The organism is Gilliamella sp. GillExp13 (assembly GCF_001690815.1).
GTDB lineage: Bacteria > Pseudomonadota > Gammaproteobacteria > Enterobacterales > Orbaceae > Gilliamella > Gilliamella bombi.
This window is the reverse complement of sequence record NZ_LZHJ01000028.1, coordinates 77,991-102,609: the sequence shown is the minus strand read 5'-3', so window position 1 is coordinate 102,609 and position 24,619 is coordinate 77,991. Positions and strand designations below refer to the sequence as shown.

The 24,619-nt window shown below is 33.9% G+C and carries 26 protein-coding genes and 1 pseudogene; 8 read left to right on the top strand and 19 right to left on the bottom strand.

The genetic code is table 11. The annotated features are described in order from the left end of the window. Positions 1-206 precede the first annotated feature (206 nt). From A9G37_RS02685 to A9G37_RS02675, 3 genes are all read right to left on the bottom strand, one after another. The gene (locus A9G37_RS02685) at positions 207-2,396 is read right to left on the bottom strand and encodes a heavy metal translocating P-type ATPase (RefSeq protein ID WP_065574536.1); all 2,190 of its coding nucleotides are present in this window, start codon (positions 2,394-2,396) and stop codon (positions 207-209) included. 132 nt (positions 2,397-2,528) lie between these two features. Beyond that, on the bottom strand, positions 2,529-3,332 hold the full coding sequence (gene suhB, locus A9G37_RS02680) for an inositol-1-monophosphatase (protein ID WP_065574535.1): 804 nt from the start codon (positions 3,330-3,332) through the stop codon (positions 2,529-2,531). A gap of 401 nt (positions 3,333-3,733) precedes the next feature. After that, a complete protein-coding gene (locus A9G37_RS02675) occupies positions 3,734-4,708 on the bottom strand; it encodes a hypothetical protein (RefSeq protein ID WP_065574534.1) in 975 nt (324 codons plus the stop codon). 658 nt (positions 4,709-5,366) lie between these two features. Between A9G37_RS02675 and A9G37_RS02670 the strand changes: the two genes are divergently transcribed. Next, the gene (locus A9G37_RS02670; protein WP_034909519.1) at positions 5,367-5,702 is read left to right on the top strand and encodes a zinc ribbon domain-containing protein YjdM; all 336 of its coding nucleotides are present in this window, start codon (positions 5,367-5,369) and stop codon (positions 5,700-5,702) included. 237 nt (positions 5,703-5,939) lie between these two features. On the opposite strand, the gene fliR is transcribed toward A9G37_RS02670, so the two are convergent. The 13 genes and pseudogenes from fliR to fliF all read right to left on the bottom strand — a co-directional run bounded on the left by fliR (position 5,940) and on the right by fliF (position 16,704). Continuing rightward, complete coding sequence (gene fliR, locus A9G37_RS02665; protein ID WP_051634103.1) at positions 5,940-6,734, bottom strand: flagellar biosynthetic protein FliR; 795 nt, start codon at positions 6,732-6,734, stop codon at positions 5,940-5,942. A 5-nt stretch (positions 6,735-6,739) separates the two neighbouring features. Beyond that, complete coding sequence (gene fliQ / locus A9G37_RS02660; protein WP_034909516.1) at positions 6,740-7,009, bottom strand: flagellar biosynthesis protein FliQ; 270 nt, start codon at positions 7,007-7,009, stop codon at positions 6,740-6,742. A gap of 8 nt (positions 7,010-7,017) precedes the next feature. After that, positions 7,018-7,755 carry a flagellar type III secretion system pore protein FliP gene (gene fliP / locus A9G37_RS02655; RefSeq protein ID WP_034909513.1) on the bottom strand — a complete coding sequence of 246 codons (738 nt, stop codon included), beginning with the start codon at positions 7,753-7,755 and terminating at the stop codon, positions 7,018-7,020. A 6-nt stretch (positions 7,756-7,761) separates the two neighbouring features. Continuing rightward, a complete protein-coding gene (gene fliO, locus A9G37_RS02650) occupies positions 7,762-8,199 on the bottom strand; it encodes a flagellar biosynthetic protein FliO (protein ID WP_034909510.1) in 438 nt (145 codons plus the stop codon). Continuing rightward, positions 8,199-8,501, bottom strand: a pseudogene (gene fliN / locus A9G37_RS02645) (flagellar motor switch protein FliN); the annotation flags it as partial. The gene fliO and the pseudogene fliN, both read right to left, overlap by 1 nt. Positions 8,502-8,571: 70 nt before the next feature. Next, complete coding sequence (fliM, locus tag A9G37_RS02640; RefSeq protein ID WP_065561663.1) at positions 8,572-9,621, bottom strand: flagellar motor switch protein FliM; 1,050 nt, start codon at positions 9,619-9,621, stop codon at positions 8,572-8,574. A 5-nt stretch (positions 9,622-9,626) separates the two neighbouring features. Beyond that, positions 9,627-10,094 carry a flagellar basal body-associated FliL family protein gene (locus A9G37_RS02635; protein ID WP_034909500.1) on the bottom strand — a complete coding sequence of 156 codons (468 nt, stop codon included), beginning with the start codon at positions 10,092-10,094 and terminating at the stop codon, positions 9,627-9,629. Positions 10,095-10,273: 179 nt separating this feature from the next. Next, positions 10,274-11,380 carry a flagellar hook-length control protein FliK gene (locus A9G37_RS02630; RefSeq protein WP_065574533.1) on the bottom strand — a complete coding sequence of 369 codons (1,107 nt, stop codon included), beginning with the start codon at positions 11,378-11,380 and terminating at the stop codon, positions 10,274-10,276. Continuing rightward, on the bottom strand, positions 11,370-11,831 hold the full coding sequence (gene fliJ / locus A9G37_RS02625; RefSeq protein ID WP_051634102.1) for a flagellar export protein FliJ: 462 nt from the start codon (positions 11,829-11,831) through the stop codon (positions 11,370-11,372). Before fliJ ends, A9G37_RS02630 begins: the two co-directional genes overlap by 11 nt. A 12-nt stretch (positions 11,832-11,843) precedes the next feature. Beyond that, on the bottom strand, positions 11,844-13,223 hold the full coding sequence (gene fliI / locus A9G37_RS02620; RefSeq protein ID WP_034909495.1) for a flagellar protein export ATPase FliI: 1,380 nt from the start codon (positions 13,221-13,223) through the stop codon (positions 11,844-11,846). Next, positions 13,219-13,989: a flagellar assembly protein FliH gene (locus A9G37_RS02615; RefSeq protein ID WP_162162636.1), complete on the bottom strand. Its 771-nt coding sequence runs from the start codon at positions 13,987-13,989 to the stop codon at positions 13,219-13,221. Before A9G37_RS02615 ends, fliI begins: the two co-directional genes overlap by 5 nt. Beyond that, positions 13,982-14,980, bottom strand: a complete 999-nt coding sequence (gene fliG, locus A9G37_RS02610) for a flagellar motor switch protein FliG (protein ID WP_034909489.1) — start codon at positions 14,978-14,980, stop codon at positions 13,982-13,984. Before fliG ends, A9G37_RS02615 begins: the two co-directional genes overlap by 8 nt. After that, positions 14,977-16,704 (bottom strand): flagellar basal-body MS-ring/collar protein FliF, encoded by a 1,728-nt coding sequence (fliF, locus tag A9G37_RS02605; protein ID WP_051634101.1) that lies wholly within the window; start codon positions 16,702-16,704, stop codon positions 14,977-14,979. The genes fliG and fliF overlap by 4 nt, the downstream gene beginning before the upstream one ends. A gap of 175 nt (positions 16,705-16,879) precedes the next feature. Between fliF and fliE the strand changes: the two genes are divergently transcribed. Continuing rightward, positions 16,880-17,188, top strand: coding sequence for a flagellar hook-basal body complex protein FliE (fliE, locus tag A9G37_RS02600; protein ID WP_034909488.1), 309 nt, complete (start codon positions 16,880-16,882; stop codon positions 17,186-17,188). Between the two features lie 164 nt (positions 17,189-17,352). On the opposite strand, the gene A9G37_RS02595 is transcribed toward fliE, so the two are convergent. Genes A9G37_RS02595 through fliD form a run of 3 tightly spaced genes read right to left on the bottom strand, consistent with a single transcriptional unit; the run spans position 17,353 to position 19,536 of the window. Continuing rightward, positions 17,353-17,700 carry a hypothetical protein gene (locus A9G37_RS02595; protein ID WP_034909487.1) on the bottom strand — a complete coding sequence of 116 codons (348 nt, stop codon included), beginning with the start codon at positions 17,698-17,700 and terminating at the stop codon, positions 17,353-17,355. 12 nt (positions 17,701-17,712) lie between these two features. Then, complete coding sequence (gene fliS / locus A9G37_RS02590; RefSeq protein ID WP_034909484.1) at positions 17,713-18,093, bottom strand: flagellar export chaperone FliS; 381 nt, start codon at positions 18,091-18,093, stop codon at positions 17,713-17,715. A gap of 9 nt (positions 18,094-18,102) precedes the next feature. Beyond that, positions 18,103-19,536, bottom strand: coding sequence for a flagellar filament capping protein FliD (gene fliD, locus A9G37_RS02585; RefSeq protein ID WP_051634100.1), 1,434 nt, complete (start codon positions 19,534-19,536; stop codon positions 18,103-18,105). Between the two features lie 331 nt (positions 19,537-19,867). On the opposite strand from fliD, the gene A9G37_RS02580 reads away from it, so the two are divergent. The 6 genes from A9G37_RS02580 to motB all read left to right on the top strand — a co-directional run bounded on the left by A9G37_RS02580 (position 19,868) and on the right by motB (position 24,540). Beyond that, positions 19,868-20,680, top strand: a complete 813-nt coding sequence (locus A9G37_RS02580) for a flagellin N-terminal helical domain-containing protein (protein WP_034909477.1) — start codon at positions 19,868-19,870, stop codon at positions 20,678-20,680. A gap of 141 nt (positions 20,681-20,821) precedes the next feature. Continuing rightward, positions 20,822-21,571, top strand: coding sequence for an RNA polymerase sigma factor FliA (locus A9G37_RS02575; RefSeq protein WP_238552610.1), 750 nt, complete (start codon positions 20,822-20,824; stop codon positions 21,569-21,571). Between the two features lie 181 nt (positions 21,572-21,752). Continuing rightward, entirely contained in the window at positions 21,753-22,082 is a 330-nt protein-coding gene (gene flhD / locus A9G37_RS02570) for a flagellar transcriptional regulator FlhD (RefSeq protein ID WP_034909475.1), read from the top strand. Positions 22,083-22,095: 13 nt separating this feature from the next. Next, positions 22,096-22,704 (top strand): flagellar transcriptional regulator FlhC, encoded by a 609-nt coding sequence (gene flhC / locus A9G37_RS02565; RefSeq protein WP_051634099.1) that lies wholly within the window; start codon positions 22,096-22,098, stop codon positions 22,702-22,704. 55 nt (positions 22,705-22,759) lie between these two features. Beyond that, positions 22,760-23,647: a flagellar motor stator protein MotA gene (gene motA / locus A9G37_RS02560; protein ID WP_034909474.1), complete on the top strand. Its 888-nt coding sequence runs from the start codon at positions 22,760-22,762 to the stop codon at positions 23,645-23,647. Further along, positions 23,647-24,540: a flagellar motor protein MotB gene (motB, locus tag A9G37_RS02555; protein WP_051634098.1), complete on the top strand. Its 894-nt coding sequence runs from the start codon at positions 23,647-23,649 to the stop codon at positions 24,538-24,540. Before motA ends, motB begins: the two co-directional genes overlap by 1 nt. Positions 24,541-24,619 lie beyond the last annotated feature (79 nt).

Genomic DNA, 24,619 nt, shown 5'->3' with positions numbered 1-24,619 from the left:
AAAATAAGGCATAATTATCTTGGTTATTATTACTATTGAACAATATTGGACGTACTTTTTTGATACTTTTTATACTCAAACACTATGTTACCTGAAACTTTTTAACAAGAATGTACGCTTATTTGTAGAATGAATTAAGTTAATTTGTCTTCTAATCAATATAAAGGAGGCTTTAAGCCTCCTTAATTCAAAACAAAAATCTTATATTATTGGTTTTCTGATTTTGCCTTCCAACGTTTAAGTAAAAGTGCATTGGTTACAACGCTAACACTACTTAACGCCATAGCGGCACCAGCTATCATTGGATTTAAAAATCCCAATGCCGCTAGCGGAATACCAATTAAATTATAGAAAAATGCCCAAAATAAATTTTGTTTAATTTTATTATAGGTTCGGCGCGAAATATCGATCGCATCAGCAATCAAAAACAGATTACCACGCATTAGAGTAATACTTGCTGCATGCATAGCCACATCGGTGCCTGTGCCCATAGCAATACCAATATCGGCAGCCGCCAAGGCTGGAGCATCATTAATACCATCTCCTACCATTGCCACCGTCTTATTACCAGTTATATCTTCACTTTTTTGTAGTTGATAAATATAGTTTGCTTTATCTTGCGGTAATACTTCAGCAATAACCTTATCGAAGCTTAACTGCTGCCCTACATAATTAGCTGCTTTCTGGTTATCACCAGTTAACATAACGGTTTTTACATTTAACTGATGTAATGCTTGAATAGCTTTTTCGGCTTCCCCCTTTATTACATCGGCAAAACCCAAGAGTGCTAATATCACCACATTACCTTCTGATTGCTGTTTCGCTAAAAATGAAATGGTATAACCTTTACTCGATAACTGATTAATTTTATCGTCCATACCAACAAAATAGGCATTTAATGATTTCATCCAACGCAAACTACCTAAATAATATTCGGTATTATCAACGGTTGCCATCACTCCTAAACCAGCTACCGAAGTAATATTTTGAGCATAATGATACTCTTTAGTTTTACTTAAAATAGCTTTAGCAAGTGGATGCTCACTACCTGCTTGTAATGATGCGGCGAGCGATAAAATTTGATCGGGCGTCTCGCTACCCATAATATCCATTTCAACTAATTCTGGTTTACCTATGGTTAATGTACCTGTTTTATCAAATGCAACCATATTAATATTATGCAGTGTTTCTAACACCTCGGCGTCTTTAATTAAAATGCCATGACGAGCAGCCACTCCTGTACCAACCATAATTGCTGTTGGTGTTGCCAAGCCTAATGCACAAGGGCAAGCAATCACTAACACAGCCACCGCATGGAGTAATGCTTGTTGCCAATCATGCGATATCATCCCCCAAGCCAATAACGTAACAAGTGCAATCAATAAAATCACAGGCACAAAAATAGCACTGATGCGATCAACAACTCGTTGAATTGGTGCTTTTTTAGCCTGAGCAGATTCAACCATTTCAATGATTTTAGATAAAGTAGAATCCGCTTGAATCGCTGTAGTTTTAACGATAAGTAACCCTTCGCCATTAATTGTACCGCCAGTAACAACATCATTAACGGCTTTATTTACAGGAAAACTCTCACCTGTTAGCATTGATTCATCACTACTAGATGCACCTTCAATCACAATGCCATCAACTGGAATGCGCTCCCCTGGCTTAATAATAACAATATCATCCACTTTAACTTGGTTAATGGGTAAACTGATTTCTTGATTATCACGCCTTACTAAAACAACATCAGGGCGTAACGCAGACAGAGCCTCAATTGCTTGTGTGGTTTGATGTTTAGCTCTTGATTCTAACCACTTACCAAGCAAAATTAAGGTAATAATAATAACTGATGATTCAAAATAAAGGTGCTCATCATTGCCCATGATAAGCTGATAAACTGATAACCCATATGCCGCACTAGTACCAATGGCCACTAATAAATCCATATTACCCGACAACGCTTTAGCCGCATTAAAACCGCTTCGATAAAATTTAGCACCAAGTCCAAATTGCACAATAGATGCAATAACCAGTTGTAACCAAGCTGGCATCATCAAATGAAACCCAAAAGGTTCTAATAACATAGGTAACACAAAAGGAATGGCTAAAATAACAGAAATCACAATCGGCCAAATAGGTGCTTGTTTTTTAACTTTCTTTGTACCTGATTGTTGATCTGAAATTTTAATAGCACGATAGCCCGCTTTATCAACCGCAGACATTAATGCTTCAAGTTTAACATGAGTATCTGCATTAATAGTTGCTTTCTCAGTAGCCAGATTAACACTGACATCAGTCACACCATCAACTTTTTTAATTGCTTTTTCTACACGACTAACACAAGAGGCACAACTCATTCCTTCAATATTAAGATGATATTGTATTGTCTTCATAAAATGCAGCCTTAATTTTTATACGATTATTGATTAGTATATACTCAAAATTGATAACAATGCAGAAAAATACTAGACAGATCGCAAGAATTTAACTTGCGATCAAAATAAGAGGAAATAAAAAAGATAACGTTAGTTACGTAATTTTTCGGGCCACTCGTTTTGAGTAGAAACTAATAAATCCTTAACAATTCTAGGATTACCCGCAACAACATTGCCCGAAACCATATAATTATTGCCACCTGCAAAATCGGTAATAACGCCACCAGCTTCACGCAAAATCAACTCACCGCCAGCAATATCCCATGGTTTTAAGCCAATTTCAAAAAAGCCATCTAAACGACCTGCAGCAACATAGGCAAGATCTAAAGCGGCAGAACCAGTGCGACGAAAATCGCCACATCTAACAAATAATTTTTGTAATACGCCAAAATAACTATCGCTATATTGTTTAGCTTTAAACGGAAAAGCCATTGCTAGCACGCTACCGTCTAAATCTTTCGCATTACTCACTCGAATACGATAACCATTAAGTTGGGCGCCTTTACCACGAGCAGCCGTAAACAGCTCATTACTCATTGGATTATAAACAACAGCAATTTCGGTTTTACCTTTAACCCGAGCTGCGATAGACACTGCAAAATGAGGGATATTTTTAATAAAATTGGTCGTACCATCAATTGGGTCAATTATCCACTGAGTATCGGCATCATTACCTTTAGCTAAGCCGCTTTCTTCGGCAATGATAGTATGGTCAGGATAAGCTTTTTTGATTGTTTCAATAATCAAAGCTTCAGCCGCACGATCGGCATTAGTGGCAAAATCATTAACGCCTTTGGTTTCGATTTCGATTGAACTAGGGTTTTCATAAGCCTTGATGGCTACATTACCTGCTTTACGAGCAGCACGAATAGCAATATTCAGCATCGGATGCATAAATTTATTCCAATTGATGATGTTAAAGAACGAATTATATTAGTATGCCATTTGTCATACTAAAAACTGCTATATAGTATAAAGGTTTTGTGGCTTTATTGCCAGTGTGTTAGGGGTGTTTTTTGGTAAAAAAACAGTTAAAAAAACTTTAATAAAATCATAACCTTTTCTGACAGATTTTTAGTGAAAAATAAGGCCTTTTTATTTTGGTGAATAAAATAGATTGGTGCGGTGGTTTCAGCGGCGGCGGCGGGGGTTGCGCTATTGTGGCTTTGCCACAATAGCGCAACCCTAAGGAAAACGCCCCAACTTACGCGGGGGCTTTATTCTTTGTTATATTATCCTCTCAAGCACCGTAACCCCCTTCCGCGCCCTAAGGATTAAGAACTAAACGCTAAAAGCTAAGGTGCGGTGCAAAGGCCATAGCGGGAGTTGCTGAAACTGGTGCTGTAGACGTAGCCGACGTCCGAGAAGACATAGAACTGGTCGCTACCTGTTGCGTCGCTCGTCCAGCAGCCGCCGTCGACGAAGCCCACATCAGTGTAGTAGGGCAGGTAGCCCCACTCCGTGAAAAAGCCAGCGCCTATGTGACGCTTGTAATGAGCACCTGATGAACTAGGTGTTGCACCTAAATTATTATAGTTTGAATTGGTTAAATCTCTTACCCGTGGCATTCGATAACCCAAACTATTACACCATGCTAAATGCTCACTATAAATTTTCCGTTGACTACCCCGATTGACTAACCACTGTCTCAACACAAATCCATATTTTACTACCTCACCGCCATATATATCTCTACCCACTAACTCAAACTTCTGCGGTAACCATGGCTTAGCTATTCGGCTAGGATTAGGATTGTACCATTGATTACTTGCATCTGGACCGGTTAGCTTAACACGAGCTACAACTTGTCCCTTATCCTCATCAGGAAGCCACTTATCATTAGCTACAACATTTGTCACTGTCGCAGTGATTCCCTCATGCGTGACTGGTTCCCATGTCAATTCTTCTATATCTCCAGTTATGAGTAAATCAAAATATAAATTATGCGCACCCGTGGTCGGGAAATTTAGGTTGTATGATTCAGGATTGGTTGATTGAACTAAGAAGCCTTTACTAGGATTCCATATGTCAACTGGGCCTGCATATTTGCCGTTACCAAAATATACAGCCGGCCTTACATAATTGATAACTGGCGACGGTTGTAGCATTATTGCATCACTACGATTATCCGCTCGATACTTTTTGTCATTCGCCTGTACATTATTCCATGGCAATGACAATAACAGTGCTGATACTAGCAGAGCTGTTTTAGGTGATTTGAGCGATAATTTCGATAATTCGTTGAGAAATAATTTGGAAGATATAAACAAGTTTCGTGTAAAAACTCGTCGAATAAGATTATTTGATAAACTTAAGACATAGGTTTGCCAGTGCTTGTGCCTTGTGCCTTGTGCCTAAAATGATAATGCATTATGGTTCACCTGTCAAGTAATTATTTGTTTTATTTATATTTTTATAATTATTTGCTTATTTAATAAGCTTGTTTCCCTATAGCGTTGAAAGTATAACCATTAAAAAAATGGTTGGCTAGCTTTTTGTTAATTTATTGTAAATAATTGTTCGTGGTGAGGTAAAATAAGATTAGTTGGTCGGTTTTGACTGGTGAAATAAGCGCCTTTTGAAGGTATAAAATCGTTCAGGTAGAGTACTGATTTTATTTGATTTTTTATTAAAGAAGGATTTTTAGGAGATTCTGAAAAAAATCCCCCTAAATCGAGCTTGGTCACTGTCGATATTTTATTTCACCAAAAATATAAAATAACGAGTCTACTACTTAAAATGACATATTTGCTTATTAATATTAAAACTTAATCATTAACCTTTACAAAAACATAATTAATACTTTCTATATTTTTGTATATCACTATTTTAGATCCTAACAATAGCGAATAGACAACATCCATGACTTAATAGCATTTTTTTGCTATAGTAAACACCATTTTATTTAATCTATAAGAGTTATAAGCTATGGAATCTATACCTAATTGCCCTGTTTGCCAATCTGAACACACTTATCATGATGGCAGCTTTTGTGTTTGCCCTGAATGCGCCCACGAATGGGATCCAAACGAAGCTGTGTCTTCTGATGTTGGATTACAGGTAAAAGATAGCAATGGTAATTTACTTGCTGATGGCGACGATATTATTTTGATTAAGGATCTAAAATTGAAAGGATCTTCAACAGTGCTGAAAAAAGGTGCTAAAGCCAAAGGCATTCGTTTAGTCGAAGGTGATCACGAAATCGATTGTAAAATTGACGGTATGAAAATAATGCTTAAAGCCTGTTTTGTAAAAAAAGCTTAGTTAATTATTTTATTAATGCTGATTTTATCAGCATTAATCTGTTTAGTTTTAATTAATATAATCTATCATACAATAAAAATGCTTAGTTAGATCATTATTTTTATTTAAGCATTCATTATCTTTTTTATAGAAATCTATTTTAAATCAATATTATAGAATAGTAACCTCACTCAATATCTACAAAAAGCAAGTCAAGTTGAATAGGTAAATTAAATACGACTGTGTGATCAATTTATATCATTGAGTTAAATACCATAAGATACTAGAAATTCGCTCAAACATTTGTTCAAAAATAAATTCAGTAAATGCGGGTAGTGTTGTAATTAAATAAGTTAGCATGATTAACCCTAAGAATAGGGTCGCTGGATAACCAACCACAAATATAGATAGCTGTGGCGTCATTCTGTTAAGTAGTCCTAATGATATGTTGATGATTAATAGCAATGTCATTAAAGGAAGTGCTAACATGATTGCGTTGATAAATAATAGTTTGCTGACTTCAATTAATGCTAAGTATCCATTCGCTTGTAATGGCATTACTGCAATCGGAATAATATCAAAACTATTTGATATGCCGTATAACAACCATAAATGGCCATCAAGACTGAGAAATATTAATAAAGCAATGATGTTAATTAAGCGCGATAATACTGATGTTGATGGACCGCCAATAGGGTCAAAAAAGGTCGCCATTCCTAGCCCCATTTGCATCCCAATTAATTCTCCTGAAAATCGCACTGTCATAAATGCCAACTGCATGGTAAAACCAATAAGTATTCCAATCATTATTTGTTGTGCAATAATCCATATTCCTATAAATGAGTATATTTTTATATTGTCATCAATATGTGGATGTGGCAGTACAATCGTAGTGAGTAGCGCTAGGCCAATTTTAACTCGATTAGGCGTTTCCTTTTCGCCAAAAATGGGCGCTACCATGATCAACGCTAAGATACGAACAAAAGGGAAAAAATAGTCCCTAATCCAAGAAAAGAAATCGATATTAAATAAATTGTTGATATCAAATTCCATTACATTTAACGGGTTAAGTTAGGAATATCTGTAATAACGGTTTGGATATAGTCGATCATGGTTGATAGCATTGATGGACCCAATATTATTAAAACCACAATGACCACTATGATCTTGGGAATAAATGATAATGTCATTTCGTTAATTTGCGTCGCAGCTTGTAATAAGCTAATGATTAACCCTGTTACTAATGCGGCTAATAATAACGGTCCAGCTAATGATGCCGCAACTTTTATCGCTTGTATGGCTAACGTGCTGATATATTCAGATGACATAGTGCGACTCAACTAAAAAAGCTTTGTGCTAATGATCCAAGTAATAAATGCCAACCATCAGCCAAGACAAATAACATTAATTTGAATGGTAATGATACTGTCGCTGGTGGCACCATCATCATTCCTAATGCCATAAGCGTGCTTGCTACCACTAGATCAATTACTAAGAATGGAATAAAAATTGTAAAACCAATTTGAAACGCTGTTTTTAATTCACTCACCACAAAAGCAGGAACTAATACTTTTAGGGGAACGTCTTCACGTGTTTGAATGTCGTTTTGATGAGACATGTTAACAAATAACGCTAGGTCATTTTCTCGCGTGTGGGTAAGCATAAATTCTTGTAATGGTTTAGTTGCTTTTGTTAATCCTTCTTGCATGGTGATTTGATTTTGTGAATATGGCACATACGCTTCTTGATAAATTTTATCAATGACTGGCGACATAATAAAAAATGTCATAAAAAGCGAAATTCCCAAAATAACTTGATTCGGCGGTGCTGATTGCGTACCTAGGGCATTACGTAACAGACCTAACACAATGATAATTCTTGTAAAACTGGTCATCAATAATAATATTGCTGGTATAAAAGTGAGCAATGTTAAAAAGACTAATGTTTCAACTGGTAACGACCAATTTTGCCCACCTGTTAGGGACTGATTTATGTTAGTTAAAGCTGAAGTTTCAGCATGGCTAGATAAGCTAAATAGCAATAAACTTAGCAAAATAGTTAAATTTAATCGCACTTGTTGTTACTCCTTTTTCACTTTTAAAGCGGATTGTAATATCTGTTGAAATGAGTTAATTTTCGTAAGATTTTTATCTGCTCCATTTTGCGAAAGTAACACTTTGGTTCTTTCTTCATTGATGGTATGTAACAATGTCATTTGTTGAGGAGTAACACCTACCACTAATAATTGGTTATCAACGTGAATAACCATAATACGTTCTTTAGGATTAATGTTATATGTGGCTTTGACGGCAATCCATTGTTCGGTCGTTTTTTTCCAACCCATTCGTTTTGCGAGCCATCCTAGCAATAAAATAAAACCGATGATCACAATAAGCGTTAATCCCATTGACGATCCAATTTCGGTATAAATATTTAAATCAGAAGACGATGGCGATAAGGTATTAGTATTGGTTGCACCAACCGTAGGTTGAATCAAATTAGGTTGCTTTATTGTCATTAACGGCTTAATCTTCTTACACGCTCTGATGGAGTAATAATATCGGTGATACGTACACCATAGTTATCGCCAACTACCACAATTTCGCCTTGAGCTATTAAATAACCGTTAATTAATATATCTAATGGTTCTCCTGCAAGCCCATCCAATGCAATTACCGAACCTTGGGTTAGATTTAATAGATCTTTAATAGCTATTTTTGTTCGACCAAGTTCAACGCTTAAATAAACAGGTATATCTAATATAAGATTAATATCTTGCTTTTTATCTTCTGTTTGTTGCGGAGATAATGTTTCAAAAATAGCCTCTTTAGTGATAAGTTCATCATTCATTACTTTTTCTTCTTGGTCTTCGTCGTTATTTGGTATAATGTCAGTCATTGAACACTCCCTCATTCAGTTGTTCTATCACAGGATTAATGACCTGTTCTACTTGAATTGCATACTGTTTATTTACTTTACCGTAATGGCCTTTTAATACTGGTACACCGCCAACTGTTACATCTATATTTGTTGGTTTTTCAATTGTTAAAATATCATCAACTTTTAACGCCAACAGTTTTTCAACAGTTGTATGAATATGGGTAAAATTGGCAACTAATTCGACAGATGATTGTTTAATTCCAGTGGTTAATGAACTCATCCAGATATTATCATCTTGATAAGTCTGTTCTTCGATAGGCGGCTTTATTAGCAACTCTTTGATTGGTTCAACCATAGAATAAGGGATACAAATGCAAAATGTTGCTTTGCTATGACCCACTTCGACTTTGAAGTTTGTTGTTAGCACGACATCATCAGGTGAACTGGTAATGTTGGTAAATTTGCTTTGCATTTCAGAGCGAATATATTCGGTTTCAATTGGGTATACATCAGCCCATGCATTTTGATAAATAACTAATGCTAATTCTAATACTCGTTTTATGATTTGCTGTTCGGTGTGGGTAAATTCTCGTCCTTGTGTTTTTATTTTAGTTGTATGCCCGTCTCCTCCAAATAATGAATCAACGATAATAAAGACTAATTCAGGTGAAAATGAAAATAAGCTTGAACCTCTTAATGGGTTAAGATGAACTAAATTTAAATGGTTTTCCAATGAAATATCAGAAAATTCCTCAAATGTTTGTGGTTCAATAGGCGATGCAACTACATCAGCATTGCGACGCAATCTATTAAATAGCCCAATTCTAAACTGACGAGCAAAACGTTCATTAATGATTTCTAATGCGGTTAATCGTTCAGGAATAAAGCGATGTTTTACCGATAAATCATAAGGTTTAACATTAACCTTTTTACCAGAAGGTAACGAAAAAGAAGAAGCATCAATACTGCTATCGTCAACATCGTTAACAAAACTATCAGATAGTTGTACAGCATCACTATTTTCATTTAAATCCGTTATGGGCTCTATCTTATTGGGCATAGCAATCACCGTATAATAAAATCAGTAAATAGAACTTCATCAACTTTTACCCAATGTTTTGCATCATATTGTCTTGATAAGGTATTTTTTATCTGTTCTTGTAAATCAACTTTTCCCGATTCTTGCTTTAGTTTGTTGACATACTGTTTTGAAGTTAAAAGTAGCACGTCACTTCTTACTTCTGGTAAATAATCTAATAACACCGTTCTTTGATCTTCATCAGCGATACGCAAAACTATTCCAATATAAATGATTTTATTAATTTCAATATTATCTTCTGAGACAGGTAATGAAATAGTAAACGGTTTTAATGTTAAAAATACCGGTGACGTAACTTCGGGGTCTTCTTGTGCTTTAGTTGTACTTTGTGAGTGATTTTGAAACCACAAATAGGCCGCAACACTTATCGCTAACAACGTAATAAGAATAAGGATCAGATTTAAAACACTTACTTTTTTTTTCGTGGTAGGCATATTTATTCTTGTCTCTATAAATTTAAAAAGATTTATAACCCATTAATTAGGTATAGTTACAAGAATAATAAATCATATTTTTTAAATTGATTTGAAGAATAGGCAACAAAACATTACCTATTTAAACGTTTCAATTGATTTAAAATATAAAATTGCTCAAAAAATAATAATCTTATTAGTTAAGCAAATATACTAAGTCTAGATTTAATTGATCGACTTTCAACTAGAGATTGCTCAATACTATCGTCTATTACATCAAGTGATACGACTTTCTGGGTTTGATTGCTTTTTGTTTGTTGCGGTGTATCAGATTGTTTTGAATCATTCATCATTGAAAAATCACCGATATTTGTTTGCTCTAGTGTAATACCTTGATCTTCTAATGATGTTCTTAAAAAAGGTAAAGCCGATTCTAACATACCTTTAACAGCACTATGTGCAGCCATCATATGAAGATTCATTTTATCATCATTCATTGCAAGCTTAATGTACATTGAGCCTAACTCTTGTGGATGTAATTTTATTTCGGCAGTTTGAATACCTTGACGATTAAGCATAATAATTTGTTCAGTTAATGAAGTTTGCCACTGCATAATATTTTGTGTAGGTAAATTTATTGTCGCTGATCTTACGCTAATACTAGTTTGTGATAATAGCTGGTTTTGTCCATTGGTATTGGCTAACAAAAATGGCTCTTGATTAGTAGCCATTTGTCCTTCATCATCGTAATTATTTATTAATTGGACTTGATTTATCACTACTTTCTGCATAAATTCACTAGCTTTATGCGATTCATTTTTTGAGTTAGCAAAATTATTAATATTATCTTTAATATTTGTCGTTCCTTTATCCACAGGTTTAGTTTTTATTTCTGTTTGTGATGTTACTTTATTAATTAAATCTTCACTGTCATAAATAGAAGTAAGTAAATGCGTTGCTTGCTCATCGATTACCACTTCTGATGATGATCCATCGAATAAATTAACATTTAATGTTTCAGTATTTTGATCTATTTTTATATCACTATCTTGTGCTATTGGTGTTTGTATATTAAAGGGATAAATTTCCGTAATTAATATTTCAACATTATGATCATTATCTTCTTGCGCATCATCGATACCTTTTAATTTGGCATTAACTGTTTTTTTATTATGTTCGGTTTGATTTTCACTTTGTTGTAATAATTGTTGAAAGCAATCATTACCATTATTCGTTAAATTGGTTTCAACAAGATCTGATTGATGAGAAACAGTAGGGTTCAATCCATTGATAAGATTAACATTCATTTAATACTCTCCTTGCTAATTGTAACTGCGCAAATTCATCTGTCAGTTTTTGCTGTAACCGATTTTGTCGTTGCAAATATTGGTTATACTGCTTATTTAATAGTGTGGTATATGTGTTTAAGCTTTTTTGTGATTGATTAAGCTGATTTGTAATTTGCTTTTGTTTAATATCTAACGATAACAATAGTTTTTTTTGTTGCTCAATACCTTGTTCAATTGAAGCAATAAACGATTTAAAATTGTTTAACTCGCTACCTTTAATACCTTCAAATAAGGCATTATTTAATTTTTGTTGATATTCAACATAATAATTATTTAAAACATTTAGCTGTGATTGTGCATTTTGATGATTTTCATTTGCTTTTTTTAGTTTTATCAAGTTATCGTCTACCGACTTTTGCGCCAATTTTTTTAATGTTGAAAATGCAAGTTGCGAAGGATTTTTATTCATTATGATATTTCCCTAACGAGCTAATTGTGGCTCAACAATGGCCGCTAATTGTTGATAAGCGTCTTGATAACAGCAATGTTCATTAATACCTTGTTGTAAAAATTTTTGCATAGCAGGATATAGCGTTATTGCTCTGTCTAATAATGGATCTGTGCCAGATACATAAGCACCAACATTAATCAAATCACGGTTTCGTTGAAAACTTGAAAATAATTGTTTAAATAATCTAGATTTTTTTTCATCTTCAGGAGCAGTAAGATCTGTCATTACGCGACTGATTGAAGCCTCAATATCAATAGCTGGATAATGTCCTGATTCAGCAAGAGATCGAGATAAAACAATGTGTCCATCTAAAATTGCTCGAGCCGAATCTGCAATCGGATCTTGTTGATCATCACCTTCGGTTAATACCGTATAAAATGCAGTAATTGAGCCTTTCCCTTCTTCATCATTGCCAGCTCTTTCAACTAATGCGGGTAACTTTGCAAAGACTGATGGAGGATAACCTTTAGTTGCTGGGGGTTCACCAATTGCTAAAGCAATTTCTCGTTGTGCCATAGCATAACGAGTTAAAGAGTCCATAATCAATAAAACGTTAAAGCCTTTATCACGAAAGTTTTCAGCAATTTTTGTTGCATATGCCGCTCCTTGTAAGCGTAATAATGGCGAAACATCCGCTGGTGCTGCTATAACAACCGCTCGAGCCAATCCTTCTTCGCCTAAAATATTTTCGATAAAGTCTTTAACTTCTCGACCTCGTTCACCAATCAAACCGACAACAATAATATCCGCTTGCGTATAACGAGCCATCATGCCTAGTAAGACACTTTTACCAACCCCTGATCCAGCAAATAAGCCCATTCGTTGCCCTTTGCCAACGGTTAGCAAGGCATTTATAGCTCTGACACCAACATCAAGAACCTGATGAACAGGAGTCCGTTGTAGTGGATTAAGGGATTTATTGGCTAATCCAGCATACTCAATATGCTCAGGTAATGGTTTGTCATCTAAGGGGTTTCCCATAGCATCAACCACTCGACCTAATAATCCCATTCCCATAGGTAATACTTTATGGTTAAAATGTGTTAGATCATATTGCTTAGTATAGACTCGAGCCCCTAATAAAATACCGTCAGTTGATTCAAATGGCATTAAATAAAGTGTTTTATCACTAAATCCAACTACCTCACACTCAACAGGCTCAATTCGACCGTCGGTTTGTCGTTCAACCAAGCAGTTAGACCCCAAAGGTAACTTTAGTCCAATAGCTTCTAGCACAAGTCCCGATGCTTTAATCAATCTTCCATATTGGCGGATTAGTGATAGTGATTCAAGTTGTTGTGTAGCTTGGTCAATTTTATTTAGCCATTGTGCAGAATATCTCACGTTAATGATTGTCCTCTTTTAAGCTATCAGACATTATTTGCCAGTGTTGATCGATATTTGCATCAATTTCATTAGTTTCGGTAAATATCTTGCATCCACCCTGTTCTACGTTAGAATCGGCAATAAGTTGCCAATGATGTTGACTGATTTCATCATTCAGCATGGGTTCTAACCACAGTAAATCAGCTGGATTAAGATGCAATGCAATAGGTTCAGACAAGACTGAACACTGTTCAACTAATGTTTTTATGGTATATATAAGCTGTTTTTGCTTAGCTTTTGGTATCGTGCCTACTGTTTTTTGCGCAGCAATCAATGCTAAATCAAGCAGTTTAGGAACAATTAATTCATCGATCTCGTTAATCGAATTTTGAAAATTAGCTATTAAATTAGCTATAGCTTGAACGGCATTTAATTTTTCTTCATTAAGTTGTTGTTCAATGAACTGGCGCCCTTCTTGCTCGCCAATTTGATATCCTTCATCATAACCAGTTTGCTTACCTGCATTGAAACCTTCTTGTTGACCTAAATTAAAACCGTCCTGATAAGCCTGTTTTTTTACCTCTTCTTTTAATTGCTCTAACTGTTGTGCCTGATTTAACTCTGGTTCAATTACAACATTATCTATCTCGGTAGCAGTTAGTTCTGTTTCAGGATCATCAGTTCCAACGTTTATAGCAACTTCATTTTTACTTAATTTCGGTAATTCGGGTAAAGAGAAATCTTGAAAACTTAATGGTTCCCAATTTAATCTATCTGGCCGATTACACATATTCATCATCACCGCTACTTAGGATCACTTCACCACTTTCTGCTAATCGACGAGCAATAGCCAGTATTTTTTTCTGTTCAGTTTCAACTTGAGATAAACGTACAGGAGGTCTATTTTCTAAATCTTCACGTAAGATAGATGCCGCTCGCTGTGACATGTTACTCAATAGTTTTTCTCGTAATTCAACCGATGCACCTTTCAATGCAATTATTAATATTTCATTATCGACTTCTTTAAGTAAGCGTTGAATACTTCTATCATCCACTTCAACAAGATTTTCAAATAAGAACATTTCATCAATAATTTTTTGGGTTAACTCGCCATCATAATCACGCAATGCATTAATAACTTGCTCTTCTTGCTGCGTTTTCATTAAGTTAATAATTTCTGCCGCAGTACGTATACCACCAAGATTATTAAGTTTGATATTTTGACCATGTAGTAAAGTCGATAATGAAGTTGAGAGTAATTGAAGTGCAGAAGGCTCTACTCCTCCAAAAGTTGCAATACGTAACATGACATCGTTTCGTAATTCATCATCAAATAGATTTAGAATTTCTGCCGCTAAATCACGATTTAGATGAACTAAAATAGTTGCAATAATTTGTGGATGTTCTTTTTTGACCAAATCAACTGCTCTTGTAGCATCGACATAGTTAAGCATTTCAAGACCATCGGTTGCTTCTTCTTTTCCTGTATCTAATAATTCATCCAGTAAACGTTCGGCTTTTTCACTACCAAGAGATCGACCCAATATTGTACGTAAGTAACCATCTGGATCGGTATTTAAAACAGCGCATTCTTCAAGAGCAACTTGGCACTCGTTAAGTATACCTTTCAACTGTTCTTGAGAAAATTGAGGTAATGACATCATCGCACTACTAATTTGTTGCACTTCTTTATGGTTAAGATGTTGCATAACTTGTGCCGCTAACCCTTCACCTAACACCATTAAAATCACAGCTACTTTTTGAGATTCACTTAATATCATTGCTCAGTGTCCTCCTTATTTATCCAATTACGAATAATTAGTGCCATTACACGCGGTTCTTTTTCAACAATTTTCCGTATATGCTGTTGTTGTTGCGTATTATCTTCAAATATTTTTTGCTGTTGTTTACTGTGAGCTTTATAATCTAATGTATCGTCTACGGTAGATTGAGAAACTAATGATTCTCCATTATCAATAAGGAATTTACGTTGTAATTTTATCCATACCGAACGTAAAACCTTACGCCACGCAAACCATAAAATAATAATATAAATTAGATATTTAATTACTGTTTTAGCAGAATCATAAAATTCAGAAGTTTTCCAAAATGCCATATTATCGTTGTCATCAAGTGTTTGATCGGTAAATTTCAAATTTGCAACAGTCAAGCTATCACCACGTAAATCAGAAAAACCCATTGCCTGACGGGCTAATGCTTCAATATTTTTCAGTTCATCACTATCTAGCTTTACCCATTGCTCAGTTATGGAAGATGACTTGTTTTTGTCATTGTCATTATCACTGTCAACATCCTCAGATTTAACATTATCTGGCTCGGTTGTAACAAATTTATAATTCACCAAAACAGCAACCGATAAACGTTTAATACGACCTTCAGGTATTTGACTGTGTATAACCTTTCTATTTACTTCAAAATTAACGGTATTATTTGATTGCAAGCTGTAATTTCCTTGCTTATCGTGTTTTTCAGTCGATTCTTGTTCATCGATTGGCGCGCTAGATGCAGGTACAGGTTGATTAGACAAAGCTCCTGGCACACCACCTACACCATAGCCTTTAGCTGATTGACGATTTTCTACTTGTTGCTTACTGCGAATAGTTTGATTAGCAATATCACTATTAGGATCATAAGTTTCTGATGTTGATTCTTGTCGACTGAAATCAATATCAGCATTCACTTGTACCTTGACATTATTTTTACCCAAAATTGGCGTGATAATTTTTTCTACTCGTTCACGAATATTATTTTCAATTCGCTCACCAAATTCGAGTTGAGCAACATTTGTGTTTCTATCACGATAACCTTCACCAGTTAACAGGTGACCATGCTGATCGATAATGGTCACTTTATCTGCTTGTAATTCTGGCACACTACTGGAAATTAAATGGATAATGGCATCGATTTGACCTTGTGATAACGATCGCCCAGGAAATAACGTTAACGCCACCGATGCAGAAGGAGATTTCCTTTCCCTGACAAATAAAGAAGGTTTAGGCATCGCTAAATGCACTCTAGCATCATCAATACTACTGATGATGGATATTGTTCGGGATAATTCGCCTTCTAAAGCTCGTTGATAATTTATTTGTTCATTGAATTGGCTCATACCAAAACTTTCTTTGTCGAGCAATTCAAAACCTACCGCCCCACCTTTTGGTAAACCCTGCTGAGCAATACGTAATCGGGTATCGTAGACTTTATCTTGTGGAATTAAGATTGTGGAACCAGAAGACGAAAATTGATAAGGAATATTCATCTTATCAAGTTGGCTAATAATTTCACCACCATCTTTATCATTTAAATTACTGAATAAAACTGCATAAGACTCATCTTTAGCCCATAAATAAATAAAACTAATAATGGCTATTATAATTACAGCTGCAATTAACAATGCCATTTTGGTGTTTTGTTTTAGTTGATTTATAAAAGGCAACTTATTTAATATTGATTCACCTTTATTATTGACTGTTTGACTAGCCATTGGCACCCTGACTCTAAACTATTTAGATTAACTCTGTTCGTTATTATCCATGTATTTAAAAAATTCAATGGCAAGAAAAGCGTGCACTTTTTCCCTTACTTAGACCCTTTGTTTTTTAGTTTTTATGATAAATTTAGCGACACATTAACAAAAAACAGAAAAATAAACACAATAAATGAATACAATCAACATATTAGATTCATTTAAACTTGATGATTTAAATGAATCAACGTCAATTTCCTCAAAAACGAATTTTGCAGATAAAAACTTTGTTTCAGAATTAAAAACCGCTTTAGATAACATCAGTCAACTACAAATACAAACAAATAATGAAGCTAAAGCTTTTGAAATGGGAGATGCAAATATTTCATTGAATGAGGTCATGGTTAATATGCAAAAATCATCGGTTTCATTGCAGTTTGGTATTCAAGTACGCAATAAACTGGTTGCTGCTTATCAAGAAATTATGAATATGAATGTTTAATTCATAGCCTCTATTAGATAATAAATAAAAAGAGATATTTTTTGTGCGGTTGTTTTATGTATGATTATTTATTCTGGCATAAAATAATATATTTAATCAACACAGTAATAGATTTTCATGGCCTTATTATGAAAAATAAGGCCCGAACCAAACGCTTCTAAAATTTATACTAAACTCGCAATTTTTTGGTAGTTTCCTACTTTGTTATGATAATCAACATGTTTACCTATTAAACCTCTAAGCTGAGAATGACGAGTAATCATTAATTGGGTTAACTGCTGTTGATAGCTAAGTATATTTTTGATATACATTAGAATCATGTCTTGATGTTGCAATGGCATGTTTTCAATTTTCGAAAAATCATCAACCAACATAATACCTTTCGATAATTGAAGGTATTTCGCCTGCCAACTCAACAATAAATCCCAGTTTTCATTCTGTGCATTAATTAACATTTGTTCAACAACATAGTTGAATTGTTCGTATTGTTCTAATAAATTATTTCCTTGCATAATCATCCTTTTTTACTTAGCAATCTCACGCCACGACTCAGCAATATTGTTAAGTAAATCGAAACAAGTCTGTAATTTTTCTTGATCATTATGCAAATTAGCCAATAACAATTGTTGGCTAATATAGTGATATAAACGATCTAAATTTTCAGCAATTTCACCGCCTTTTTCTAAATCTAGACAGCTTTTAAGACCATTATCAACAATATTAATCGCTTTAGAAATTGCGTTACCTTTACCAACAATATTACCTTTTTGAATATATAAGCTAGCCAATTTAATTGCATTAAGTGCTCCATCAAATAATAAAACAATCAATTGATGGGGGGATGCTTGGCTAATACGCGTTTCTAAATTCACTTGCTCGTAAGCATGAGAGCCCATTTTATACATTACTATTCTCTATTTTTTTAAATTTGCCATCATATCAAATTGAGTTGTTAAATAATTACTCATGCTATCTAACTCGTTAATTAAAATATCTAATTTGGTAAATTGCACCCGATAACGCTCAATAGTTTGTTCAATAGAATTGCTCACTTGTTCATGGCGTTTATCTAATGACTTTAATGTTGCATTCAAACCATTAGTTGCTGAATCAATCATACCATCACTATCAATAAACCCACTGACTTTAGCAAAAACTTCATTTGCAATTCCTGTGTTTTTACCGTCACCAGTAAACAGTGTTGCGACTGCATCACTGTTTTCACTTAATGCTTTTTTTAAAGCATTTTCATTAATAGTTAACGTACCATTCTTGTCCATATTAATACCTATTTGGGCTAATACCGAAAACTCGCCGGATTGTCCTTTAGAAAATATCGAACGAATGCTTTGATCTATATTACGCAATGTTGCATCCCCAACAAGCGGACCATTACTGCTATTTAATTCCTTGGAATTTTTTTCTTCAGTGGTGAACTGGGTTAATGTTGATATTGTGGATTGTAACTGATTAAATGCCTCTACCCATTCTTTAATTGCTTCTTCGGCTTTTTCATCATCTGCGGTTATTACCAAATTTTGACTTGTTGTTGTAGTTGCTTTTAATGTAATATCAACACCGGCAACGACCTCTTTGACAGTATTAGAACTACTTGTTATGGCAATACCATTAAACGAAAATTTAGCATCTTGCGCTTTTGAAACTTCAGTCATATGGCTATTGTTTGGTTGATTAATATCAAACCCAATAATATCGTTTAACTTCTCATCATCAGATGAGATAGAAGTAATGCTTTGTTGCTCACCTGTTTCTTTCGATGTGATAACTAATTGATAACCATCTGATCCAGAACGAATAATGGCAGCATTTATTGTTGAAGAGCTGGTTGTTCCATCTTCATTAGTAACTTTGGCATTATTAATGGCATTTGCTATTGATTCTAAAGATACCTCATCCTGAGATAAGGTTATATCAAGTTTTTGACCATTCGTTTGTTCAATAATAATAGTTCGCGTTTGGTTATCATTACCTAACTTAGCATTTTTATCATTGATCGTCGATGTAGCAATACCATGAGATGTCGCTAATTGATCAACTGTAACTGTATAATTACCTAATGCTGCTTTACTATTTGCTTTTACCGAAAAATAATTGTCATTTCCTGTTGCTATTCGGCTTTGAAAAAGCTCTTTTTTTTGAAGTTTTTCCGTTGCAGTATTAAATGTTGTTAATGCACTTTTTAATTTACCAAAACCACTAATTTTCGCATTAATTGCTTTTTGTTGAGTTGTAATTGGGGTTAAACGTGTTTTTTCGGCCACTTCTAGTTGATCTAAAATACCATTAAGATCGATTCCAGAACCAATACCTAGTGCGCTCATTGCCATGATTTAATCTACCTATAACAATTATTCAATATTGTTTATATCGGCTGACAATCAAAAAAATTTAGTCTTCCTTTAAATATTTATCTAATAAATTGATGGCAATCTATTTTTTGAATAAAAAATCATCGGGAAATTATTTCCAAATAAATAATGCTATGATTTATTTAATAATATCAGTTTTAATTTGCAACCAAACTGCTACCATAAAAAAATAATCATCAAAAATATTAAAGTTCCCTATTTTGTTACCGATAAGTTATTTGTCAACAAGAATATTGAATTAAATTTAAACATCTTGTTGATTTTAATATTTATATTATTGGAGATAAAAATGGCACAAGTAATTAATACAAATACAATGTCTTTAATGGCAAAAAATAACCTTAACAATTCTCAAAGCGTTCTTAGTACTTCTATTGAGCGCCTTTCATCAGGTATGCGTATTAATAGCGCAAAAGATGATGCAGCAGGTCAAGCAATTGCTAACCGTTTTTCATCAAACATCAAAGGATTAACACAAGCTGCTCGTAATGCAAATGATGGTATTTCACTTGCACAAACTACTGAAGGTGCATTAAACGAAATCAACAACAACGTACAACGTATTCGTGAATTAACTGTTCAAGCAGCAAATGGTACCAACTCTGAAAGTGATTTAGTATCAATTCAAAATGAAATTGATCAACGTCTAGATGAGATTGATCGTGTTTCTAACCAAACTGATTTCAATGGTTCTAAAGTATTATCTGAAGATAAAACACTTAAAATTCAGGTTGGTGCAAATGATGGCGAAACTATTGAAATCAATTTGAAAAAAATTGATAGCACTGAACTTGGTTTAAATGGATTTAACGTATCTGATTCACCAACAGAAGATCCATTAAAAACAATTGATTCTGCATTATCAAAAATTGATGCATTAAGAGGGCAACTAGGTGCGGTACAAAACCGTTTCGAATCAACTGTAACTAATATCAATAATACTGTCAATAATTTAAGTTCTGCACGTAGCCGTATTGAAGATGCTGATTATGCAACAGAAGTATCAAACATGACTCGAGGTCAAATTTTACAACAAGCAGGTACTTCAGTATTAGCACAAGCTAACCAAGTACCTCAATCTGTACTTTCTTTATTGCAATAATTCTGTTTCTCATTTTAGTTATTATAACCCTGTCATATAACCATAACGGCATTTTATAATGCTGTTATGGCTAATAATGATAATTAGCTATTTTTTAGCCCTTTATTCAACCCATTAAATTTGCTAACCATCGTCATAATAATGTTAGACATTTTTTTTAACATTGGTTCAAAAATGGATGATAGCTTATATAACTCACGCGGTGTAATACACCAAATCGATTGGCAGCAATATATTCATTTAGTGCGTAATGAAGCTTTAAAATTAGCAGTTCGTTTACCTGCAACAGTCGAGCTTGATGATTTATTACAAGTTGGCTATATCGGTTTATTAGATACTATAAAACGTTATGACTCATCTCAAGGTAATACTTTTGCTACATTTGCCATACCAAGAATTAAAGGAGCAATGCTTGATGAACTACGTAGTCGTGATTGGTTGCCAAGACAAACCCGTAAGAAAATTAGAGATGTTACAACAGCAATTAATGAATTAGAACAGAAGTTAGGTACACCTCCTAGTGATTATCAGATTGCTAAATACTTAGAACTACCTATAAGCGAATACCGAAAAATTTTATTAGATTCAAATAATAGCCAAATATGTTCGTATGATGAAATTCATAAAAAATTGGGTGATAACATTGATAGCATTATTAAATGTGATGAAGATAATAATCCTTTTTCAGCACTAATAGATGAGGAAATTCGTAATACAATTATTCAACAAATTGAAAAACTACCAGAAAAAGAAAAACTTGTTTTATCACTTTATTACCAAGAGGATCTCAATTTAAAAGAGATTGGTAAAGTAATGGATATTAGTGAGTCAAGAGTGAGCCAATTACATAGCCAAGCTATCAAAAGAATACAAAGTAAAATTAATTTTTAGAAAAAATAAAAAAACAATCAAAATAAAGTGTAATTAAAATAAAAAATAATTGAAATTATTTTTTTATTGACCTTTTGCGTTTAAAAATGTAATTTTAAGCATAAAAAAACGAAATTAGTTTAATTTCACTAATTTTTCGTTTTTTTATGCGAAAAATTACAAATATAGATTGGTGACTAAATTGGGAAATTTATTAGATGACGATATTCTAAAATGTATACATCATTTGAATCTATCAACACTACTATTAAGCCAGAAAATGATTGAGAAAGACAAAGTCATGGCAATGTATCGATTAGGTATTGATGAAGAAACGGCAGATATACTTAGCCGTTTAAACACCTCTCAAATGTTGATTCTATCAGAAACAAATCAATTAACTTTTCAGTTACGATTTGAAAATGCTGAAATGATGAAAAAACTTACTGAAGAATCTCGCATTGGTGATATTAAACAGATGCATACAGGAATTCTTTTATCAAGTTTGCTATTAGATTCAATCAATAAGTAGCTAAGGAACTAAGATGACAAGTACAAGTATTATCCAAAAATATGAGGAAACTCAACTCGCTATCAAATTGATTTCCCTAGGTGGAAGAATCCAAATGCTGGAAAGTGAAACCAACTTAAGTCGAAATAAACTTATAAAGCTTTATAAAGAGATTCAAGGATGTCCTCCACCTAAAGGTTTATTACCGTTTTCAACCTCGTGGTTTATGACATGGGAACCTAATATCCATGCGAGTATTTTTTATAACGCATACTCTTATTTAGTTAAAAATGGTCTAAAATCAGGCATTCAAACTATCTTAAAAGCCTATCAACTTTATTTAGAGCAATGCCAATTTTTATCACATAAGGATAAACCTGTTTTAGGATTAACCAGAGCGTGGATATTAGTCAAATTTGTCGAAAGGAAAATAATGCAACAATCATGTTGTAACGCATGTCGTGGACGTTTTATTACACACGCTTATCATCCACAAAATACTTTTACTTGCAGTTTATGTCAGCCTCCGTCAAGGGCGGATAAAAATAATAAGACACAAAAAGAAAATGACGAAAAATGCATGAAAGTGTTATCGAAACCAAGTTATTTAAATTCATCAGTTGCCAAACAGATCACTGCTTAAATAAATATTAAAGCAATTCAGCCGTTCGTTATTTTATGGAGAAAGAAGAAAGTCAATGCTAATAATTATAGGATATATTGTAGTGATCGCTTCGGCGCTACTTGGTTATGTACTCAGTGGTGGTTATTTAGCTGTACTATTTCAGCCACTCGAATTACTGATTATTGGTGGTGCTGCAATAGGCGCTTTTATTGTTAGTAATGAACAAAAAACAATAAAAGCCACACTTAAGTCTTTAGGTCAATTGTTTAAAACATCCAAATATAATAAGAATCTATATTTAACACTCATTAATTTTATGTATACCATTTTGACGAAGATTCGCCAAAGTGGAGGGCTATCCATTGAATCAGATATTGATAATCCGCATGAAAGTGAATTATTTAAACAATATCCACTTATTTTAGCTAATCCAAGAATTTGTGATTTTATCACTGATTACTTACGTCTTATGATTAGTGGCAATATGGATGTATTTGAAATAGAAACACTGATGAGTGAAGAAATTGAAACATTTGTCCACGAACTTGAAAAACCTGTAGATGCCATTTCAGGGATTGGTGATGGTCTACCAGCATTTGGGATCGTCGCTGCTGTAATGGGCGTAATTAATACACTTGCTCAAGCTGATAGACCAGCAAGTGAACTCGGTGAGCTTATCGCTCATGCTATGGTAGGAACTTTTTTAGGAATTTTGCTTGCTTATGGTTTTGTTTCGCCATTAGCTGCTTTATTAAAACAAAGAAACGCCGATACAGTGAAAGTTCTAGAATGTACTAAAGTAATACTTATTGCCAGCATGCATGATTATGCGCCACAAATTTGTATTGAATTTGGGCGAAAAACATTATTTTCTCATGAAAGGCCATCATTCTTTGAATTAGAAAAATACATACAAGAAGTTAAAGACAAAAAATCTAATCCAAATGAAAATAAAGAATAATGAAAGATAAATCTGTAAGAATAATTATAAAGAAAAAATCAGGGCATGGTGGTGGACATCATGGCGGTTCGTGGAAAATCGCCTATGCCGACTTTATGACCGCAATGATGGCACTATTTTTAGTCATGTGGTTAATTTCTACATCTACCCCTCAAGAACTGAAAGGTATTGCTGAATACTTTAGAACCCCTTTAATTCTTGGCTACAATGGCGGTAAAAATATTAGCGATAGTGAAAGTCCGATTCCTGGTGGCGGTGATGATGTTAGTAAACAACTTGGTGAAGAAAAAAGCTATCATTTTACCCAATCACAGAATGAAGTTGAGAAACAGCAACTTGAAAAAATACAGATGATTGAAGCGGCACGTAAAATTTATGATATTTTTGAAATTGATGAACGCCTAAAGAAATTAGCACCTAATCTTATTATTGAATTAACTGAAATGGGGTTACGGATTCAAATTTTAGCTTCAGATGATAAACCCATGTTTGATATTGGTAGTACAACCATTGATCCTAATATGCAAGAAATTCTGCATGCATTAGCGCCGATTATCAATTCCTTACCAAATAAAATCACCTTGTCAGGCCATACTGATGAACGCCAATATACAACAGGTGATAGAGGATATAGCAATTGGGAACTATCTGCAGATAGAGCTAATTCATCAAGAAGAGAGCTTATAGCTGGTGGATTAGACTCAAATAAAATTATTCGAATTATTGCACTTGCCGATACAGTGAATTTAAACAATCCTAATTACAGTAAAGATGCTAATCGCCGTATCAGTATCTTAATTTTGAATAAAATAGCACAACAGTATATTGAAGAAGAAAATAACATGACCGGAACCGATTTTTTAAGACAATCACAACAGACCAAATCAGAATAAATTCATTTTTGAAAAAATGAATTTATTTGAAAACTTTTTTAAAACACGCACAACAATTATTAAAGTTTTGTGAATTTAA

Coding starts and splice junctions, on each gene's coding strand:
- fliO (WP_034909510.1), bottom strand. CDS start 8,199: ATGACAATAAAGCAACCTAATTTGATTCAACCTACGGTTGGTGCAACC.
- A9G37_RS02635 (WP_034909500.1), bottom strand. CDS start 10,094: ATGCCTACCACGAAAAAAAAAGTAAGTGTTTTAAATCTGATCCTTATT.
- fliM (WP_065561663.1), bottom strand. CDS start 9,621: ATGCCCAATAAGATAGAGCCCATAACGGATTTAAATGAAAATAGTGAT.
- fliE (WP_034909488.1), top strand. CDS start 16,880: ATGAATACAATCAACATATTAGATTCATTTAAACTTGATGATTTAAAT.
- A9G37_RS02575 (WP_238552610.1), top strand. CDS start 20,822: ATGTTAGACATTTTTTTTAACATTGGTTCAAAAATGGATGATAGCTTA.
- A9G37_RS02670 (WP_034909519.1), top strand. CDS start 5,367: ATGGAATCTATACCTAATTGCCCTGTTTGCCAATCTGAACACACTTAT.
- fliJ (WP_051634102.1), bottom strand. CDS start 11,831: ATGAATAAAAATCCTTCGCAACTTGCATTTTCAACATTAAAAAAATTG.
- fliG (WP_034909489.1), bottom strand. CDS start 14,980: ATGATATTAAGTGAATCTCAAAAAGTAGCTGTGATTTTAATGGTGTTA.
- fliQ (WP_034909516.1), bottom strand. CDS start 7,009: ATGTCATCTGAATATATCAGCACGTTAGCCATACAAGCGATAAAAGTT.
- A9G37_RS02630 (WP_065574533.1), bottom strand. CDS start 11,380: ATGAATGTTAATCTTATCAATGGATTGAACCCTACTGTTTCTCATCAA.
- A9G37_RS02685 (WP_065574536.1), bottom strand. CDS start 2,396: ATGAAGACAATACAATATCATCTTAATATTGAAGGAATGAGTTGTGCC.
- flhC (WP_051634099.1), top strand. CDS start 22,096: ATGACAAGTACAAGTATTATCCAAAAATATGAGGAAACTCAACTCGCT.
- fliD (WP_051634100.1), bottom strand. CDS start 19,536: ATGGCAATGAGCGCACTAGGTATTGGTTCTGGAATCGATCTTAATGGT.
- motA (WP_034909474.1), top strand. CDS start 22,760: ATGCTAATAATTATAGGATATATTGTAGTGATCGCTTCGGCGCTACTT.
- A9G37_RS02615 (WP_162162636.1), bottom strand. CDS start 13,989: ATGTGTAATCGGCCAGATAGATTAAATTGGGAACCATTAAGTTTTCAA.
- A9G37_RS02580 (WP_034909477.1), top strand. CDS start 19,868: ATGGCACAAGTAATTAATACAAATACAATGTCTTTAATGGCAAAAAAT.
- A9G37_RS02595 (WP_034909487.1), bottom strand. CDS start 17,700: ATGCAAGGAAATAATTTATTAGAACAATACGAACAATTCAACTATGTT.
- fliS (WP_034909484.1), bottom strand. CDS start 18,093: ATGTATAAAATGGGCTCTCATGCTTACGAGCAAGTGAATTTAGAAACG.
- suhB (WP_065574535.1), bottom strand. CDS start 3,332: ATGCATCCGATGCTGAATATTGCTATTCGTGCTGCTCGTAAAGCAGGT.
- fliR (WP_051634103.1), bottom strand. CDS start 6,734: ATGGAATTTGATATCAACAATTTATTTAATATCGATTTCTTTTCTTGG.
- motB (WP_051634098.1), top strand. CDS start 23,647: ATGAAAGATAAATCTGTAAGAATAATTATAAAGAAAAAATCAGGGCAT.
- fliF (WP_051634101.1), bottom strand. CDS start 16,704: ATGGCTAGTCAAACAGTCAATAATAAAGGTGAATCAATATTAAATAAG.